At 71.9% G+C, this 15114-nt stretch carries 17 protein-coding genes; 13 read left to right on the forward strand and 4 right to left on the reverse strand.

What is annotated here, in order from left to right; genetic code table 11:
• A partial coding sequence (locus E1258_RS20875; RefSeq protein ID WP_132403946.1) for a ferredoxin occupies positions 1-252 on the reverse strand: 252 nt, incomplete at its 3' end.
• Positions 253-429: 177 nt separating this feature from the next.
• On the opposite strand from E1258_RS20875, the gene arc reads away from it, so the two are divergent.
• From arc to E1258_RS20915, 8 genes are all read left to right on the forward strand, one after another.
• Entirely contained in the window at positions 430-2211 is a 1782-nt protein-coding gene (arc, locus tag E1258_RS20880) for a proteasome ATPase (RefSeq protein ID WP_132403948.1), read from the forward strand.
• A 174-nt stretch (positions 2212-2385) separates the two neighbouring features.
• The gene (dop, locus tag E1258_RS20885; RefSeq protein WP_007076435.1) at positions 2386-3903 is read left to right on the forward strand and encodes a depupylase/deamidase Dop; all 1518 of its coding nucleotides are present in this window, start codon (positions 2386-2388) and stop codon (positions 3901-3903) included.
• 107 nt (positions 3904-4010) lie between these two features.
• The gene (locus E1258_RS20890; RefSeq protein WP_074477166.1) at positions 4011-4226 is read left to right on the forward strand and encodes a ubiquitin-like protein Pup; all 216 of its coding nucleotides are present in this window, start codon (positions 4011-4013) and stop codon (positions 4224-4226) included.
• 6 nt (positions 4227-4232) lie between these two features.
• Positions 4233-4934, forward strand: coding sequence for an endonuclease VII domain-containing protein (locus tag E1258_RS20895; RefSeq protein WP_243715597.1), 702 nt, complete (start codon positions 4233-4235; stop codon positions 4932-4934).
• Positions 4853-5692 (forward strand): proteasome subunit beta, encoded by an 840-nt coding sequence (gene prcB / locus E1258_RS20900; RefSeq protein ID WP_207919648.1) that lies wholly within the window; start codon positions 4853-4855, stop codon positions 5690-5692. The genes E1258_RS20895 and prcB overlap by 82 nt, the downstream gene beginning before the upstream one ends.
• Before the next feature lie 61 nt (positions 5693-5753).
• The gene (prcA, locus tag E1258_RS20905) at positions 5754-6596 is read left to right on the forward strand and encodes a proteasome subunit alpha (RefSeq protein WP_132403952.1); all 843 of its coding nucleotides are present in this window, start codon (positions 5754-5756) and stop codon (positions 6594-6596) included.
• Positions 6597-6703: 107 nt separating this feature from the next.
• Positions 6704-8062 (forward strand): Pup--protein ligase, encoded by a 1359-nt coding sequence (gene pafA, locus E1258_RS20910; protein WP_132403954.1) that lies wholly within the window; start codon positions 6704-6706, stop codon positions 8060-8062.
• A 67-nt stretch (positions 8063-8129) separates the two neighbouring features.
• Positions 8130-8324 carry a hypothetical protein gene (locus E1258_RS20915; RefSeq protein ID WP_132403956.1) on the forward strand — a complete coding sequence of 65 codons (195 nt, stop codon included), beginning with the start codon at positions 8130-8132 and terminating at the stop codon, positions 8322-8324.
• Positions 8325-8360: 36 nt separating this feature from the next.
• On the opposite strand, the gene E1258_RS20920 is transcribed toward E1258_RS20915, so the two are convergent.
• A complete protein-coding gene (locus E1258_RS20920; RefSeq protein ID WP_132403958.1) occupies positions 8361-9446 on the reverse strand; it encodes a DUF3866 family protein in 1086 nt (361 codons plus the stop codon).
• Between the two features lie 271 nt (positions 9447-9717).
• On the opposite strand from E1258_RS20920, the gene E1258_RS20925 reads away from it, so the two are divergent.
• The 5 genes from E1258_RS20925 (at position 9718) to tatC (ending at position 13547) form a co-directional block, all read left to right on the forward strand.
• On the forward strand, positions 9718-10716 hold the full coding sequence (locus E1258_RS20925; protein ID WP_132403960.1) for a YafY family protein: 999 nt from the start codon (positions 9718-9720) through the stop codon (positions 10714-10716).
• A complete protein-coding gene (locus E1258_RS20930) occupies positions 10713-11777 on the forward strand; it encodes a YafY family protein (protein ID WP_243715598.1) in 1065 nt (354 codons plus the stop codon). Before E1258_RS20925 ends, E1258_RS20930 begins: the two co-directional genes overlap by 4 nt.
• Before the next feature lie 10 nt (positions 11778-11787).
• On the forward strand, positions 11788-12036 hold the full coding sequence (locus tag E1258_RS20935) for a hypothetical protein (RefSeq protein WP_036378165.1): 249 nt from the start codon (positions 11788-11790) through the stop codon (positions 12034-12036).
• A 221-nt stretch (positions 12037-12257) separates the two neighbouring features.
• Positions 12258-12575 carry a Sec-independent protein translocase subunit TatA gene (gene tatA, locus E1258_RS20940; RefSeq protein WP_007076444.1) on the forward strand — a complete coding sequence of 106 codons (318 nt, stop codon included), beginning with the start codon at positions 12258-12260 and terminating at the stop codon, positions 12573-12575.
• Between the two features lie 18 nt (positions 12576-12593).
• Positions 12594-13547 (forward strand): twin-arginine translocase subunit TatC, encoded by a 954-nt coding sequence (gene tatC, locus E1258_RS20945; protein ID WP_132403962.1) that lies wholly within the window; start codon positions 12594-12596, stop codon positions 13545-13547.
• 128 nt (positions 13548-13675) lie between these two features.
• On the opposite strand, the gene E1258_RS20950 is transcribed toward tatC, so the two are convergent.
• Both E1258_RS20950 and E1258_RS20955 read right to left on the reverse strand, forming a co-directional pair.
• Complete coding sequence (locus tag E1258_RS20950; RefSeq protein ID WP_132403965.1) at positions 13676-14188, reverse strand: Rieske (2Fe-2S) protein; 513 nt, start codon at positions 14186-14188, stop codon at positions 13676-13678.
• A 41-nt stretch (positions 14189-14229) separates the two neighbouring features.
• Entirely contained in the window at positions 14230-14742 is a 513-nt protein-coding gene (locus E1258_RS20955) for a DUF6529 family protein (RefSeq protein ID WP_243715599.1), read from the reverse strand.
• Between the last annotated feature and the right edge of the window lie 372 nt (positions 14743-15114).

The raw sequence follows: 15114 nt of genomic DNA on the forward strand, positions 1-15114 counted from the left end.
GCCGCGCACCACGTGGATGCACTCGCCCGGGCACTCCCGCGCCGAGTCGATCACCTCCAGGCGCAGGTGCTCGGGCACCTCCACCCGGCTGCCCGGCGCGAGCCGCAGCTCGCCGTCGGTGCCCTTGACGTAGGCCAGCCCGTCGACGTCGAACTCGAAGACCTCCGGCGCGTACTGCACGCACAGGCCGTCGCCCGTGCACAGGTCCTGGTCCACCCAGACCTGCAACTGGTCGGTCGCGACCTCGCTCACCGGCGTACCCCCATGTTCTCCCGTCCCACGACACGACGGTACCCGAAGGCCCGGACCTGCCTCGGCGGCCACCCTTGGCGATCAAGCTTCAGTGACGAGGGCGTTGCGTGGGACCGAATCGGCCTCATAGCGGCTAGTGTTAGGGCAGAACGTTCAAGCCCCCCGGGGAGGTGGGACGTGGCACGCAGCGACGACGCGGACTCGCGCGCCGCACGGTGGGAGAAGGAGGCCCACGATCTCTCCACGCAGGTCGCGTTCCTTCAAGAGGAACTCGCACTGGTGCGGCGCAAGTTGACCGAAAGCCCCCGACACGTCCGGCAGCTCGAAGAGCGGCTGGCGGCCACCCAGGCGCAGTTGGCGCGGCTGACCGAGAACAACGAACGGCTCGTGAGCACTCTGAAGGAGGCCCGGGCGCAGATCGTGACCCTCAAGGAGGAGATCGACCGCCTCGCGCAACCGCCGAGTGGCTACGGTGTCTTCCTGGCAGCGCACGAGGACGGCACGGTGGACGTGTTCACCGGGGGGCGCAAGCTCCGGGTGGCCGTCTCACCCTCGCTGGACGTCGCGGAGCTGCGACGCGGCCAGGAGGTCCTGCTCAACGACGCGCTCAACATCGTCGACGCGTTCGGTTTCGAGCGGGTCGGCGAGGTGGTGATGCTCAAGGAGATCCTCGCGGGTCCCGACGGCGCTCCGGGTGACCGGGCGCTGGTGGTCTCGCACTCCGACGAGGAGCGCATCGTGCACCTCGCCGAGACCCTGATCGGCTCGCCGATCCGGGCCGGCGACTCGCTCATGATCGAGCCCCGCTCGGCGTACGCGTACGAGCGGATCCCGAAGAGCGAGGTCGAGGAGCTGGTCCTGGAGGAGGTGCCCGACGTCGACTACACCGACATCGGTGGCCTCCAGGCGCAGATCGAGCAGATCCGCGACGCGGTGGAGCTGCCCTTCCTGCACGCGGACCTGTTCCGTGAGCACCAGCTCCGTCCGCCCAAGGGCATCCTGCTCTACGGCCCGCCCGGCTGCGGCAAGACGCTGATCGCCAAGGCGGTGGCGAACTCGCTGGCCAAGAAGATCGCCGAGCGGTTGGGCAAGGAGAGGCACACCAGCTTCTTCCTCAACATCAAGGGCCCCGAGCTGCTCAACAAGTACGTCGGCGAGACCGAGCGGCACATTCGGTTGATCTTCCAACGGGCTCGGGAGAAGGCCGGCGAGGGCACCCCGGTGATCGTGTTCTTCGACGAGATGGACTCGATCTTCCGCACCCGTGGCTCCGGCGTCTCCTCCGACGTGGAGAACACCATCGTTCCCCAGCTGCTCAGCGAGATCGACGGCGTGGAGGGGCTGGAGAACGTCATCGTCATCGGCGCCTCCAACCGGGAAGACATGATCGACCCGGCCATCCTGCGCCCCGGCCGGCTCGACGTGAAGATCAAGATCGAGCGGCCGGACGCCGAGGCGGCCAAGGACATCTTCTCCAAGTACATCCTCTCCGGGCTGCCCCTGCACCCGGACGACCTGGCCGAACACGGCGGCGACCCGCAGGCCACCGTCGCCGCCATGATCGACGCGGTCGTGCTGCGGATGTACTCCGAGACCGAGGAGAACCGCTTCCTCGAGGTGACCTACGCCAACGGTGACAAGGAGGTCCTGTACTTCAAGGACTTCAACTCCGGCGCGATGATCCAGAACATCGTCGACCGGGGCAAGAAGATGGCGATCAAGGAGTTCCTCACCTCCGGCCGCAAGGGCCTGCGCCTACAGCACCTCCTCGACGCCTGCGTCGACGAGTTCCGCGAGAACGAGGACCTGCCCAACACCACCAACCCCGACGACTGGGCCCGCATCTCCGGCAAGAAGGGCGAGCGGATCGTCTACATCCGCACGCTCGTCTCCGGTGGCAAGGGCACGGAGGCCGGCCGGTCGATCGAGACCGCCAGCAACACCGGCCAGTACCTGTAGCCCCGACGGCACGCGACGGGGTCCGCGACAGCGACGTCTCGGGCCCCGTCGCGTCCCCACCCGGGGCCGCGACACCGCCCCGGCGTGGCCCGCCCGCCGCGCCCCCTCGCCGCGCGGCGCGGACTACGCTCGACGTGACGGGGGACCGGGTCGGCGAGCGAAGCGGGTAGGTCGATGAGCGTAAGACGGATCATGGGCACCGAGGTCGAGTACGGCATCTCCGTGCCCGGCCAGGCGGGGGCCAACCCGATGGTCACCTCCTCCCAGGTGGTCAACGCCTACGGGGCGCGCCCCGAACTCAACCGGGGCGGCCGGGCCCGCTGGGACTACGAGGAGGAGTCGCCGCTGCGCGACGCCCGTGGCTTCACCTACTCCGGCGCCGCGTACGACCCGGCCGAGGCCCTCGCCGACGAGGACCTCGGGCTGGCTAACGTCATACTCACCAACGGCGCCCGGCTCTACGTCGACCACGCACACCCGGAGTACTCCACCCCCGAGGTCACCAACCCCCTCGACGTGGTCCGGTGGGACAAGGCCGGCGAGCGGGTGATGGCCGAGGCGTCCCGCCGGGCCGCCACCATCCCGGGCACCCAGCCCATCCGCCTCTACAAGAACAACACCGACAACAAGGGCGCCAGCTACGGCGCCCACGAGAACTACCTGATGCGCCGGCAGACGCCGTTCGCCGACATCGTCGCGTACCTGACGCCGTTCTTCGTGACCCGCCAGATCGTCTGCGGTGCCGGCCGCGTCGGCATCGGCCAGGACGGCGGCGCCAGCGGCTTCCAGATCTCCCAACGCGCCGACTTCTTCGAGGTCGAGGTCGGCCTGGAGACGACGCTCAAGCGACCCATCATCAACACTCGCGACGAGCCGCACGCCGACGCCGACAAGTACCGGCGGCTGCACGTCATCATCGGCGACGCCAACCTGTCGGAGATCTCCACGTACCTGAAGCTCGGCACCACCGCGCTGATCCTCACCATGATCGAGGAGAAGGCGCTCGGTGCGGACCTGGGCATCGCCGACCCGGTGGGCGAGTTGCGCGCCGTCAGCCACGACCCGTCGTTGAAGCACCTGATGCGGCTGCGCGACGGGCGGCGGCTGACCGCCCTGGACGTGCAGTGGGCATACTTCGAGCGGGTCAGCTCCTTCGTGGACGACCGGTACGGCACCGACGTCGACGCGCAGACCGCGGACGTGCTGGCCCGCTGGGAGAGCGTGCTGGACCGGCTCGGCCGCGACGCTTTCCTCTGCGCCGACGAGCTGGACTGGGTAGCGAAGCTGCGGCTGCTGGAGGGGTATCGGGAGCGGGAGAACCTCGGCTGGGGCTCACCCAAGCTTCAGTTGGTCGACCTGCAGTACTCCGACGTGCGGCCGGAGAAGGGCCTCTACCACCGGCTCGTGCAGCGCGGGTCGATGAAGACGCTGCTGACCGACGAGCAGACCCGCACGGCGATGACCGAGCCGCCGGAGGACACCCGGGCCTACTTCCGGGGCCGCTGCCTGGCCCAGTACGCCTCCGAGGTGGTCGCCGCGAGCTGGGACTCGGTCATCTTCGACGTGGGCCGGGAATCGCTGGTGCGGGTGCCGATGATGGAACCGGAGCGGGGCACCCGCAAGCACGTCGGTGCCCTGTTCGACCGGTGCGTCAGCGCCAAGGACCTGCTGGAGACGCTGACCGGCGGCTGATCCGCCGTCGACGCGGGCCCGCCGCGCGCCGGGAACCCGGCGCGCGGCGGGCTTTTCGTCGCCTCCGCGAGGTAAGTTCATCGGAGGAGATCGTGGAGGAGGCAGCAATGGCCACTCGTGACAGCGGCGGGCAGTCGCAGTCGGGCAAGGCCCGGCAGGGCGAGGAGATCGAGGACGTCACCACCGAGGCGAACCCGGAGGTCGCCGAGCGGCACGCCGAAATCACCGAGGACGTCGACGACCTGCTCGACGAGATCGACTCCGTCCTGGAGGAGAACGCAGAAGAGTTCGTCAGGGGATACGTGCAAAAAGGGGGCCAGTAGGGCATATTGGGCGAAACGGACATGTCTCTGCCGCTTGACGATCGAGACGGGCTGCGCCGCTGCCGTGACTGCGGCGAATGGAAGGCGCTCGAAGGGTTCTGCGCGAGTAGCAACCGTCCTTCCAATCGTGGCAGCTACTGCAGGGCGTGCTTCAACATCCGCTCGCGCGCGAGCTATGCGAAGCGGCTGAAGGAAAGTCGCGGTCGGGCGGTTAAGCAGTCGCCGCAAGTGCCCGACGGACACCGTTTCCGCCCGGACTGTGGCACCGTCAAGCCCGTAACGGACTTCCCTCGGAAGAGGTCCGACAGCACCGGCTACGCCAGCTACTGCAAGCCCTGTCACAACATCCGTACCCGCGAGACCAAGCAGCGACTGTATGGCGGGAGCCGCGAATACCACCTGTGCCAGCGCTACGGCGTGGGGCAGAAGGAGTTCCAGGAGCTCCTGGCCGAGCAGGGCGGGATGTGCGCGATCCGTGGCGGCGCGGACCCGCGACATCTGGACCACGATCATCGCACCGGTTGGGTGCGCGGGATACTCTGCTTCAACTGCAACGGTGGTCTTGGCCAGTTCCGTGACAGTCCTACGAGGCTGGCCAGGGCGATCACGTACCTGAAGGGAACCACGTGGCAGCGGGCTTTGATCCATCCGGGCGTCTACCAGATGTGTTCACCAACGCGGGGACGTCCTCCTTCACGTCTTTCCTGAGCAGGGTGGCTCCCGAGATGCTGCCCGGCCGTCGGCCGTTGCCGCCGGGCATGGCCGCCGACCTGGCGCCGCACGCGACCACCATCGTGGCCATCTCGGCCGCCGGTGGCGTGGTGATGGCCGGCGACCGGCGGGCCACCATGGGCAACCTGATCGCCCAGCGGGACATCGAGAAGGTGCACCCGGCCGACGCGTACTCGCTGGTCGGCATCGCCGGCACCGCGGGCATCGGCATCGAGCTGATGCGACTGTTCCAGGTGGAGCTGGAGCACTACGAGAAGATCGAGGGCGCGATGCTCTCGCTCGACGGCAAGGCCAACCGGCTGGCCTCGATGATCCGGGGCAACCTGGGCGCGGCCATGCAGGGCCTGGCGGTGATCCCGCTGTTCGCCGGGTTCGACCTGGCCGCCGCGGACCAGGCGCGGGCCGGGCGGATCTTCAGCTTCGACGTGACCGGCGGCCCCTACGAGGAGACCGGCTACGACGCGATCGGCTCTGGGTCGATCTTCGCCCGGTCGGCGCTGAAGAAGCGGTTCCGCGCCGGTCTGTCGATCGACGACGCGGTGCGGCTCGCGGTCGAGGCGCTCTACGACGCGGCCGACGACGACACGGCCACCGGCGGCCCGGACCTGATCCGCCGCATCTACCCGGTGGTGATGACCGCGACGGCGGAGGGCACCCACCGGCTCACCGAGGCCGAGACGGCCGCCATCGCCGAGGCCGTGGTCGCCGGCCGGATGGAGAACCCGGGCGGCTGAGCCCGCCCACACCCCAAGCAGCAGTCGTCGTCAGCACAGCGCCCAAAGGAGAACCGCCGCCGTGGCCATGCAGTTCTACGCCTCGCCCGAGCAGATCATGCGCGACCGCTCCGAGCTGGCCCGCAAGGGCATCGCCCGGGGTCGCAGCGCGGTGGTCCTGAGCTACTCCGGCGGGGTGCTCTTCGTCGCGGAGAACCTCTCCAGCACCCTGCACAAGGTCAGCGAGATCTACGACCGGATCGGCTTCGCCGCCGTGGGCCGGTACAACGAGTTCGAGAACCTGCGTCGCGCCGGGGTCCGGATGGCCGACCTCAACGGCCTGAGCTACGACCGGCGGGACGTGACCGGTCTGGCGTTGGCCAACGCGTACGCCCAGACCCTCGGCGCCATCTTCACCGAGCAGTCGAAGCCGTTCGAGGTGGAGATCTGCGTGGCGGAGGTGGGCGCGACGCCGGAGGCCGACGCGCTGTACCGGTTGACCTACGACGGTTCGGTGAACGACGAGCCCGGCCGGATGGCGATGGGCGGGCAGGCCGAGGCGATCTCCGGGGTGCTCAAGGCGCAGCACCGGCCGGACATGTCGCTCGGCGAGGCGGTCCGGGTGGCCGTGGCGGCGCTGGGCAGCGTCGGTGGGGAGGGCGGCGCGGCCCGGACGATCGCGGCGAACCAGTTGGAGGTGGCGGTCCTGGACCGTCGCCGGGTGGGCCGGACGTTCCGGCGGATCGCCGGGGCGGCTTTGACCGCGCTGCTGGATGCCGACGCGGACGCGGCGAAGGACGAGGCGTCGACCGAGGAGCGCCCGGAGACCCCGACGACGCCGACGCAGGAGGCGGGGAAGCCGACCACGTCGGCCGGCTCGGCGGACCTGGAGGGACAGCAGGAGTCCGACACGTCCGGGTCGTGACTTCCGAAGCGGTGATCACTGGCCGGCCACCCCGCACGGGGTGGCCGGTCCCGTGTCCGGGTGGTCAGCCCTGCCCATTCGGCGCTTCGGGGGGCTAATGTCACCTCATGGAGCGGCGAATCTTCGGCCTTGAGACCGAGTACGGCGTCACCTGTACCTACCGTGGGCAGCGGCGGCTGTCCCCTGACGAGGTTGCGCGGTACCTGTTCCGCCGGGTGGTGTCGTGGGGTCGGTCGAGCAATGTGTTCCTGCGCAACGGTGCCCGGCTCTACCTGGACGTCGGCTCGCACCCGGAGTACGCGACGCCGGAGTGTGACTCGGTGGTGGACCTGGTGGCCCACGACCGGGCGGGGGAGCGGATCCTGGAGGGGCTGCTCGTCGACGCGGAGAAGCGGCTGCACGACGAGGGCATCGCCGGCGAGATCTACCTGTTCAAGAACAACACCGACTCGGCCGGGAACTCGTACGGCTGCCACGAGAACTACCTGGTCTCCCGGCACGGTGAGTTCGGCCGGCTGGCGGACGTGCTGATTCCGTTCCTGGTGACCCGGCAGCTGATCTGCGGCGCGGGCAAGGTGTTGCAGACGCCCCGGGGCGCGGTCTACTGCCTGTCGCAGCGGGCGGAGCACATCTGGGAGGGAGTGTCGTCGGCGACGACCAGGAGCCGGCCGATCATCAACACCCGGGACGAGCCGCACGCGGACGCGGAGCGGTACCGGCGGCTGCACGTCATCGTGGGTGACTCGAACATGAACGAGGTCACCACTCTGCTGAAGGTCGGCTCGGCGGACATCGTGCTGCGGATGATCGAGGCGGGGGTGGTGATGCGGGACCTGTCGCTGGAGAACCCGATCCGGGCGATCCGTGAGGTGTCGCACGACATCACCGGCCGGCGCAAGGTGCGACTGACCTCCGGCAAGGAGGTCAGCGCGCTGGAGATCCAGCAGGAGTATCTCGCGAAGGCGACGGAGTTCGTGGAGCGCCGGGGCGGGGACCAGACGGCCAAGCGGGTGGTGGAGCTGTGGGGTCGGGTGCTGCGCGCGGTGGAGACCGGTGACCTGGAGCCGGTGTCGAGGGAGATCGACTGGGTGTCGAAGCTGCGACTGATCGAGCGGTACCAGCGCAAGCACGACCTGCCGTTGTCGCATCCGCGGGTGGCGCAGATGGACCTGGCGTACCACGACCTGCGGCGCGGGCGCGGCCTGTACGGGCTGCTGGAGCGGCGCGGACAGGTGGACCGGGTGGCGACCGATCCGGAGATCTTCGAGGCGAAGGAGACGCCGCCGCAGACGACCCGGGCGCGGCTGCGGGGCGAGTTCATCCGGCACGCGCAGGAGAAGCGGCGTGACTTCACCGTCGACTGGGTGCACCTGAAGCTCAACGACCAGGCGCAGCGCACCGTGCTGTGCAAGGACCCGTTCCGGGCGTACGACGAGCGGGTGGAGCGGTTGATCGCCAGCATGTGATTCGGTGGCCCCCTCGCGCGGCGCTGGTCGCGGCGGGAGGGGGCCGTCCGGGTAGGCTGGCGCTGCCATGACGATGTCTGAACCTCCCGGGCGCGAGCGCGGCGGCACCGAGAAGCCGAACTGGATCGACCGCCGCCGCGAGAAGATCCGCGCCGAGGTCGAGCGGAACCGGCGCGGCGAGTACACGGTGCCGACGTGGGTGCTGGCCGTCGCGCTGCTGGTGATCGTCGGCGGCTGGCTCGCGTTGATCTTCCTGGCCTGACGGGCCCGGGCCGCCTCCGCCGCCGTTGGCGGCCGGTCAGCGGACCAGGGCGGCGGCGTGCCGGCCGGCTGCCGCGGCGGCCAGGAAGTATGCGTGGTCGGCGTCCAGGCCGCGGCCCATGGTGGACAGCGGCACGGTGCTGGCGCGCAGCGCGGCGTCGAGCCCGTCGGTGGGCACCCGGACGACGCGGTGCCGCCCGGCGAGCGGGGCGAGCGCGGCGTCGACGTCGCGGGCCAGGGCGGTGGGCAGGCCGTCGGGCACGACGAGGTCGGCGGGGGCGAGCGCGACCCGGCCGTACGCGGTGAGGCTGTGGTGGGACACCCCCCGGTGCCGGGGGCGGGGGTCGGCGTCGGAGATGCGTAGCGAGCCGACGGGGTGCCCGCCGAGGGCGGCGACGGCGTTGACGGCCTCGCCGACGGCCACGCCGGAGTAGCCCCACCGGGTGCCGGTGCCGAGGTTGCCGGGGCCCTGGGCGAGGATCACCACGTCGGCGGCGAGCACGTGCCGGGCGGCGAGCAGGCCGCTGTGCACGGTGGTGGCCTCCAGGTCGCCGCCGAACGCCTGCCCGACGCTGACGGTGCCGGCGAGCAGCTCGCGCAGCCCGTCGAGGGTGCGGGAGAACCAGGCGGGTAGCGCCCCGCCGTCGGTGAGCAGGTACGCGACCCGGGCGTCGGGGGCGTCGGCGTGGATCCCGGCGAGGATTGCCGGCAGGGCGGAGTGCAGGTCGGCGGTGACGACGGGCAGCCCGGCGACGTCCTCGGCGGCGGCCAGCACGTCGCGGTGCGGGCTGGCCTCCTCGTCGACGCCGAGCAGGATCGGCTGTAGGGGCGTGTAGCGGGCCTTGACCAGGTGCCCGGCGTCGCGGCTGTCGCCGGCCTGCGCCGGGTCCGGCGGGAGCCGGTCGGGCAGGGCCACGACCAGCGCGTACCCGCCGGTGCCGAGGCCCATCAGCAGCGCACCGGCGTTGAGCAGCACCCGGTCGCCGGGCTCGGGGCGGCCGACCAGTTCCGGATACGCCAGGGCCCGCATGCTCGTGCCGTCGGCGAGCGTGACGTCCAGCTCCATCGCGCCGGTCCATTCCCGCCGCAGCGCCGCCACGGTCCCAGCCCGCCATCGCACCATGACCGGCACGCTAGCGGCTGCCGGGCGTGGGCGGCGACGGCGGGGTCGGCGTGGCGGCTCCTCCTGGTGTGCCGGCCACCACGACGGTGCCACGCTCTCGCTCTCGAGACCCGTTTCCGCCATGCGGTCACCAAATGGCCGCGACCGCGCCGCCGCCCGACACGGCCCGTTGTGGTGCGCTCCTGGTGACGGACAGTGAGTGTTGGGGTGTTGCCGCGACGCGCCCGCGTTGGGTGCACGCCCGCGCCGCCCGGGCTGCTAGCGTGCACACGTGTCGCGGACCCGCACCGAACGCCTGGTCAACTTGGTGATCTGCCTGTTGTCGACGCGACGGTTCCTGACCGCCGCGCAGATCGCCGCGACCGTGCCCGGTTACGAGCACGACCCGGACGACGCGAAGGATCACGAAGCGTTCCAACGCAAGTTCGAGCGGGACAAGGCGGAGCTGCGTGAGCTGGGGGTTCCGCTGGAGACGGGGACGGCGAGCGTCTTCGACTCCGAGCCGGGGTACCGGATCGGCCACCGGGAGTACGCGTTGCCGGACATCCCGCTGGAGCCGGACGAGGCTGCCGCGGTCGGCATCGCCGCCCGGCTGTGGCAGCACGCCGGGCTGGCCGCCGCGGCGTCGTCGGGCCTGGCGAAGCTGCGCGCCGCCGGGGTGGACGTGGACCCGCAGGCCACCCTGGGCCTGGAGCCGATGGTCACGGTCGATCCGGCGTTCGCGCCGCTGACCGCCGCCGCCAGGGACCGCCGCGAGGTGAGCTTCGACTACCGGGTGCCCGACCGCGACGACCCGAGTCGCCGCCGCGTGCAGCCGTGGGGCGTGGTCTGCTGGCGCGGCCGGTGGTACGTGGTGGGTCACGACCTGGACCGGGCGGCGACCCGCTGCTTCCGGCTGTCGCGGGTGGTGGGCGCGGTCCGGGTGACCGGCACCCCGGGGGCATACGAGCCGCCGCCCGGGGTGGATCTGATCAGCCATGTGGCCAGCTGGTCCGGGCCGGTGGAGCGGACGGGGCGGGCCACGGTCCTGGTCCGCCCGGGGCGCGCGGCGGGGCTGCGCCGCTGGGCGGTCGACAGCGGGTCCGGCCCGGAGGGCGACCGGCTGGTCCTGCCGTACGCCGACGCGGAGTCCCTGGCCGGCCAACTGGTCGGGTACGGCCCGGACGCGCGGGTGCTCGACCCGCCGGAGGTGCGTGAGGCGGTCATCCAGCGGCTCAAGGAGATCGCCGCCCGGCACGACGAGCTGACCGTGACCGGAGGTGCCCGATGACCCGCCCGGCGACCCGATCCGCCGCCCGTTCGACCGGTCCGCGTGCCGTCGGTGCCCGCGTTGGTGGCAACCGGGCCTCGGCCGACCGGCTGGCCCGGCTGCTCAACCTGGTGCCGTACCTGCTGGCCCGGCCTGGCATCGAGATCGCCGAGGCGGCCGGCGACCTGGGGGTCACCGAGCGGCAGCTACGGGAGGACCTGGAGCTGCTGTGGGTGTGCGGGCTGCCCGGCTACGGCCCGGGTGACCTGATCGACATGGCGTTCGACGGTGACCGGGTGACGATCACCTACGACGCGGGGATCGACCGGCCGCTGCGGCTGACCCCCGACGAGGCGCTGGCGCTGGTGGTGGCGCTGCGGTTGCTCGCCGAGACGCCGGGGGTGGCCAACCGGGAGGCCGTGGAGCGGGCCCTCGCGAAGATCGAGAACGCAGCCGGCGACCTGGTCGGCACCCCGGTCGAGGTGCGCCTGCCGGCGGACGGCCGGCGGGTGGAGCAGCTACGGGCCGCCGTGGAGCGGGGCCGGGCACTGCGGATCACCTACTACACGGCCGCCCGGGACGAGACGACCGAGCGGGTGATCGACCCGCTGCGGATGCTGATGGTGGGCGGCCGGGCGTACGTGGAGGCGTGGTGCCGGCGCGCGGAGGAGGTCCGGCTGTTTCGGGCCGACCGGATCGACGCGGTCGTCGAGCTGGACGAGCCGGCGGTGGTGCCGCCGCAGGCCCGCCCGCACGACCTCACCGACGGGGTGTTCCGGCCCTCGCCCGACCTGCCGTTGATCACTTTGCGGATCGGTCGGGGCGAGCGGTGGATCACCGAGTACTACCCGTGCGAGCGGGTCGAGCGCGGTGACGGCGACCAGTGGCTGGTGTCGCTGCGGGTGACCGACCTGGGCTGGGCCCGCCGGTTCGTGCTGGGGCTGGGCCCGGGCGTGGCCGTGGTCGCCCCGGCGGAGCTGGCCGAGCAGGTCCGGGCCCAGGCGGTCGCCGCGCTGGAGGCGTACGCCAGCCCCGAGGGTGCGCCGTCGGGCGGCCCGGCGGGGCCCGCGTCGCCCCGGTAGGCTGGCCGCCGTGGTGAAGTGGATCGTGGTCGCGGTGGTGCTGTTCGCGTTCGTGGTGCTGGCACTGGCCGTGCGGCCGGTGCTGGCGCGGCTGCCCCGGCTGCGACGGGCGGCGATGGCGTTGCAGGGCCGCCAGGTTGAGGCGGAGGCGCTGCGGGTGACCGCCGAGGCGTTGCAGGAGCGCGCGGAGGCGCTTCAGGGGCAGGTGGAGGTCACCCAGCGCCGCCTCGCCGTGATCAAGGCGAAGCGCGGCCACTGATCGACCCTGGCCGCTGCGGTGCGCGCCGACTGCGCGTCGCGGGACGGGAACGCGCAGGCACGATCGGGGTGCAGGTGGTTGACGGGACGCGCAGGGTTGGTCAACACTTCACCGGCCGGTCGTAACCGCCAGCGGTCCGGCGGGTGGCAACGGCCCTCGACGGACGTACGATGGGCTACGGTACACCCCCCCACGACGACACAGAGCGACTGGAGCTTCCCATGGGTGCCCTCAAGCCGTGGCACATCGCCGTACTCGTGGTCGTGATGATCCTGCTCTTCGGCGCCAAGCGGCTCCCCGACGCGGCCCGCTCGCTGGGCCGTTCGCTGCGGATCATCAAGGCCGAGACGAAGAGCCTGCACGACGACGACCGCGACCTGGCCGAGAAGGCCGACGCCCAGGCCGGCTACCAGCCGCTGCCGCCGAACGCCGCGCAGCCGCAGCAGTCGTACGCGCAGCCGCAGCAGCAGTCGTACGCCCCGCAGCAGGCTCCGCAGCAGCCGGTCATCGACCCGGTGCAGCGCGTCCGCGACCACTGACCGAAGGGCCCGACCACCGTGGCCTTCGCCCTGCGTAAACGCGGCCCGAGCAAGTTCGAGCAGGCCGCCGACGGTTCCATGACGCTCATGGAGCACATCCGTGAGCTGCGCACCCGGCTGTTCCGGGCGTCCCTGGCGATCCTGGTCGGGCTGATCGGCGGCTTCCTGCTGGCCCAGCCGGCGTTCGACCTGCTGAAGCAGCCCTACTGCCGGCTGCCGGGAGCCACCGACGCGCTCGGTCACTGCCAGCAGTTCCTCCAGCTCTCCCCGGCGGACGGCTTCATCCTCAAGCTGAAGCTGGCGCTGTGGATCGGTCTGATCATCGGCGCGCCTGTCTGGCTCTACCAGCTCTGGGCGTTCATCGCCCCCGGCCTGCATCGACACGAGCGCAAGTGGGCGTACGTGTTCGTGGCCATCGCCGCGCCGCTGTTCGCGGGCGGCGCGCTGCTGGCCTTCCTGGTGGTGGACAAGGGCCTGGCGTTCCTGATGGAGTCCGGCGTCACGGGCCTGTCCACGCAGCTGGAGGTCACCCGGTACATCTCCTTCGTCACCAACATGATCCTGCTGTTCGGGGTGGCGTTCGAGTTCCCGCTGATCCTGCTGATGCTCAACTTCACCGGTGTGGCCAGCGCGAAGCGGCTGCTCAGCTGGTGGCGTGCGGTGATCTTCATTTCGTTCGCCTTCGCCGCGATCGCCACGCCGGACCCGGGCCCGTTCGGCATGACCTTGTTGGCGGCGGCGCTGTCGCTGCTCTACTTCGTCGCCGTCGGTGTCGCGTTCCTCAACGACAAGCGGCGCGGCCGGGGCAGGGAGGTCTACGCGGGCATCGCCGACGACGAGGTGTCGCCGCTGGAACTCGACGACGACCCGGTGACGCCCGGCCAGCAGATCGAGGCCGCGGCCCCGATCGGGGCACCGGAGCCGGTGACCGCGCCGGCGCCGATCGACCGCCGCTACGACGACATGACCTGAGGTCGCCGGCGACGAAGGCCCGCCCTGAGGTCGCCGGCGACGAAGGCCCGCCCTGACGTTGGGGGCGGGCCTTCGTCGTGTCGGGTGGGTCGACGCCGGACGGATCAGGGCCGGTGTGGGACCGGCCGTCAGGCGAGCAGGACCTGGCCGTCGCGTACCGCCACCGCGACCGGCGGCAGCGGCGAGCCGGCCGGCCCGCCGCGCACCGATCCGTCGGCGATGTCGAAGACGCTGTTGTGGCAGCCACAGACGATGGTGCCGTCGGTGACGCGGGTGACGGTGCAGCCGGCGTGGGTGCAGGTGGCGGAGTACGCCTTGACGGTCTCCTGCGTCGGCCTGGTCAGCACCACGCCCTGGTCGGCGAGGATCCGGCCGCCGCCGACGGGCAGGTCGGACACGGCGGCCAGCGCCGCAACCTGCCCGGCGGGGGCGTCGGTGCCGGCCGGGTCGCCGCTGCCGGCGGGCTCGGCCACCGGGTCCCCGCTGGCCGGCGCGCCGCCGGCCGGTGGGTCGGCCGCCACCGGGGCGGCGACGGGCTCCCCGTACGTCTGGCAGCCCGCCAGCAGGGCGGTGACGCCCGCCGCGCCGGTGGCGCACAGCACGGCCCGGCGGGACGGGCAGGGCCGGTGTTCGTCGGTCATCTCGCTTCTCTCCTCGCCGCTGTCCACGCCGCCGGGCGGGGTCACCGGGTGATTCCGAAGGTGGTGAAGTACCACAGCGACGAGGTCAGCCAGATCGCCGTGAGAGCGACGAAGACCGCCCCGCCGAGCACCGGCAGGACCCAGCCGGCCAGCCCCGGCTTCGGCAGGGCCAGCATCTTCGTGGTGAACACGCCGAAGAAGAAGCAGCCGAACAGGGAGTGGGCCAGGGTGCGCAGGTCGTAGGCGGCGAAGCCGAGCGCGTACAGGCAGTGCACGGCCACGGGCACGGCGAGCAGGAAGGCGACCCGACCGGACCAGCGGTGCGCGAGGCCCGCCCAGGACGGGCGGAATCCACCGAGCCGGCCCCACATCGACATCGCCGACAGGACCTGCACCACGGCGAGCGCCATCGCGCCGCTGCCCAGCCACACCTTGACCTGCATCGGGCCGGTGAAGCCGGCGACGTTGACGGCGATGCCGGTGGGCTGGTGCAGCTTCGCGTACACGCCGGTGGCCACCGCGATCGCCGCGCCGGCGAGCACCGGCAGCAGCAGCGAGGCCGTCCGGGCCGGCTCGGTTTCGGCGGCGAGCCGGGCCGCGAGCGCGGCGGGGTCGGGCAGCAACCGCAGGCTCCGCTCGTCGTCGCCGGTCCTCGCGCCCCGGTCGTCGCGCGTCCTGTCGTCCGGCTGGTCGTCCCGGCTGGCACGCCAGGTGTCGACCTCCGGCTTGGCCTTCCTGCGGGCGTCCCACCTGTCGCCACCCGGGCGGGCACCCGTTCCGGTGTCCCACACGTCGACCTTCGGCGCGGTGCCCGGGCCGGAGTCCCATGCTCCGGCCCGGGCCGGGTCGTCGGTGCCGCCGTTCCACGCGCCGGCCCGGGGCGGGGGCGGGTCGTCGGTGCCGCCGTTCCACGCGCCGGCCCGGGG

Source organism: Micromonospora sp. KC207, from assembly GCF_004348615.1.
Lineage (GTDB): Bacteria > Actinomycetota > Actinomycetes > Mycobacteriales > Micromonosporaceae > Micromonospora.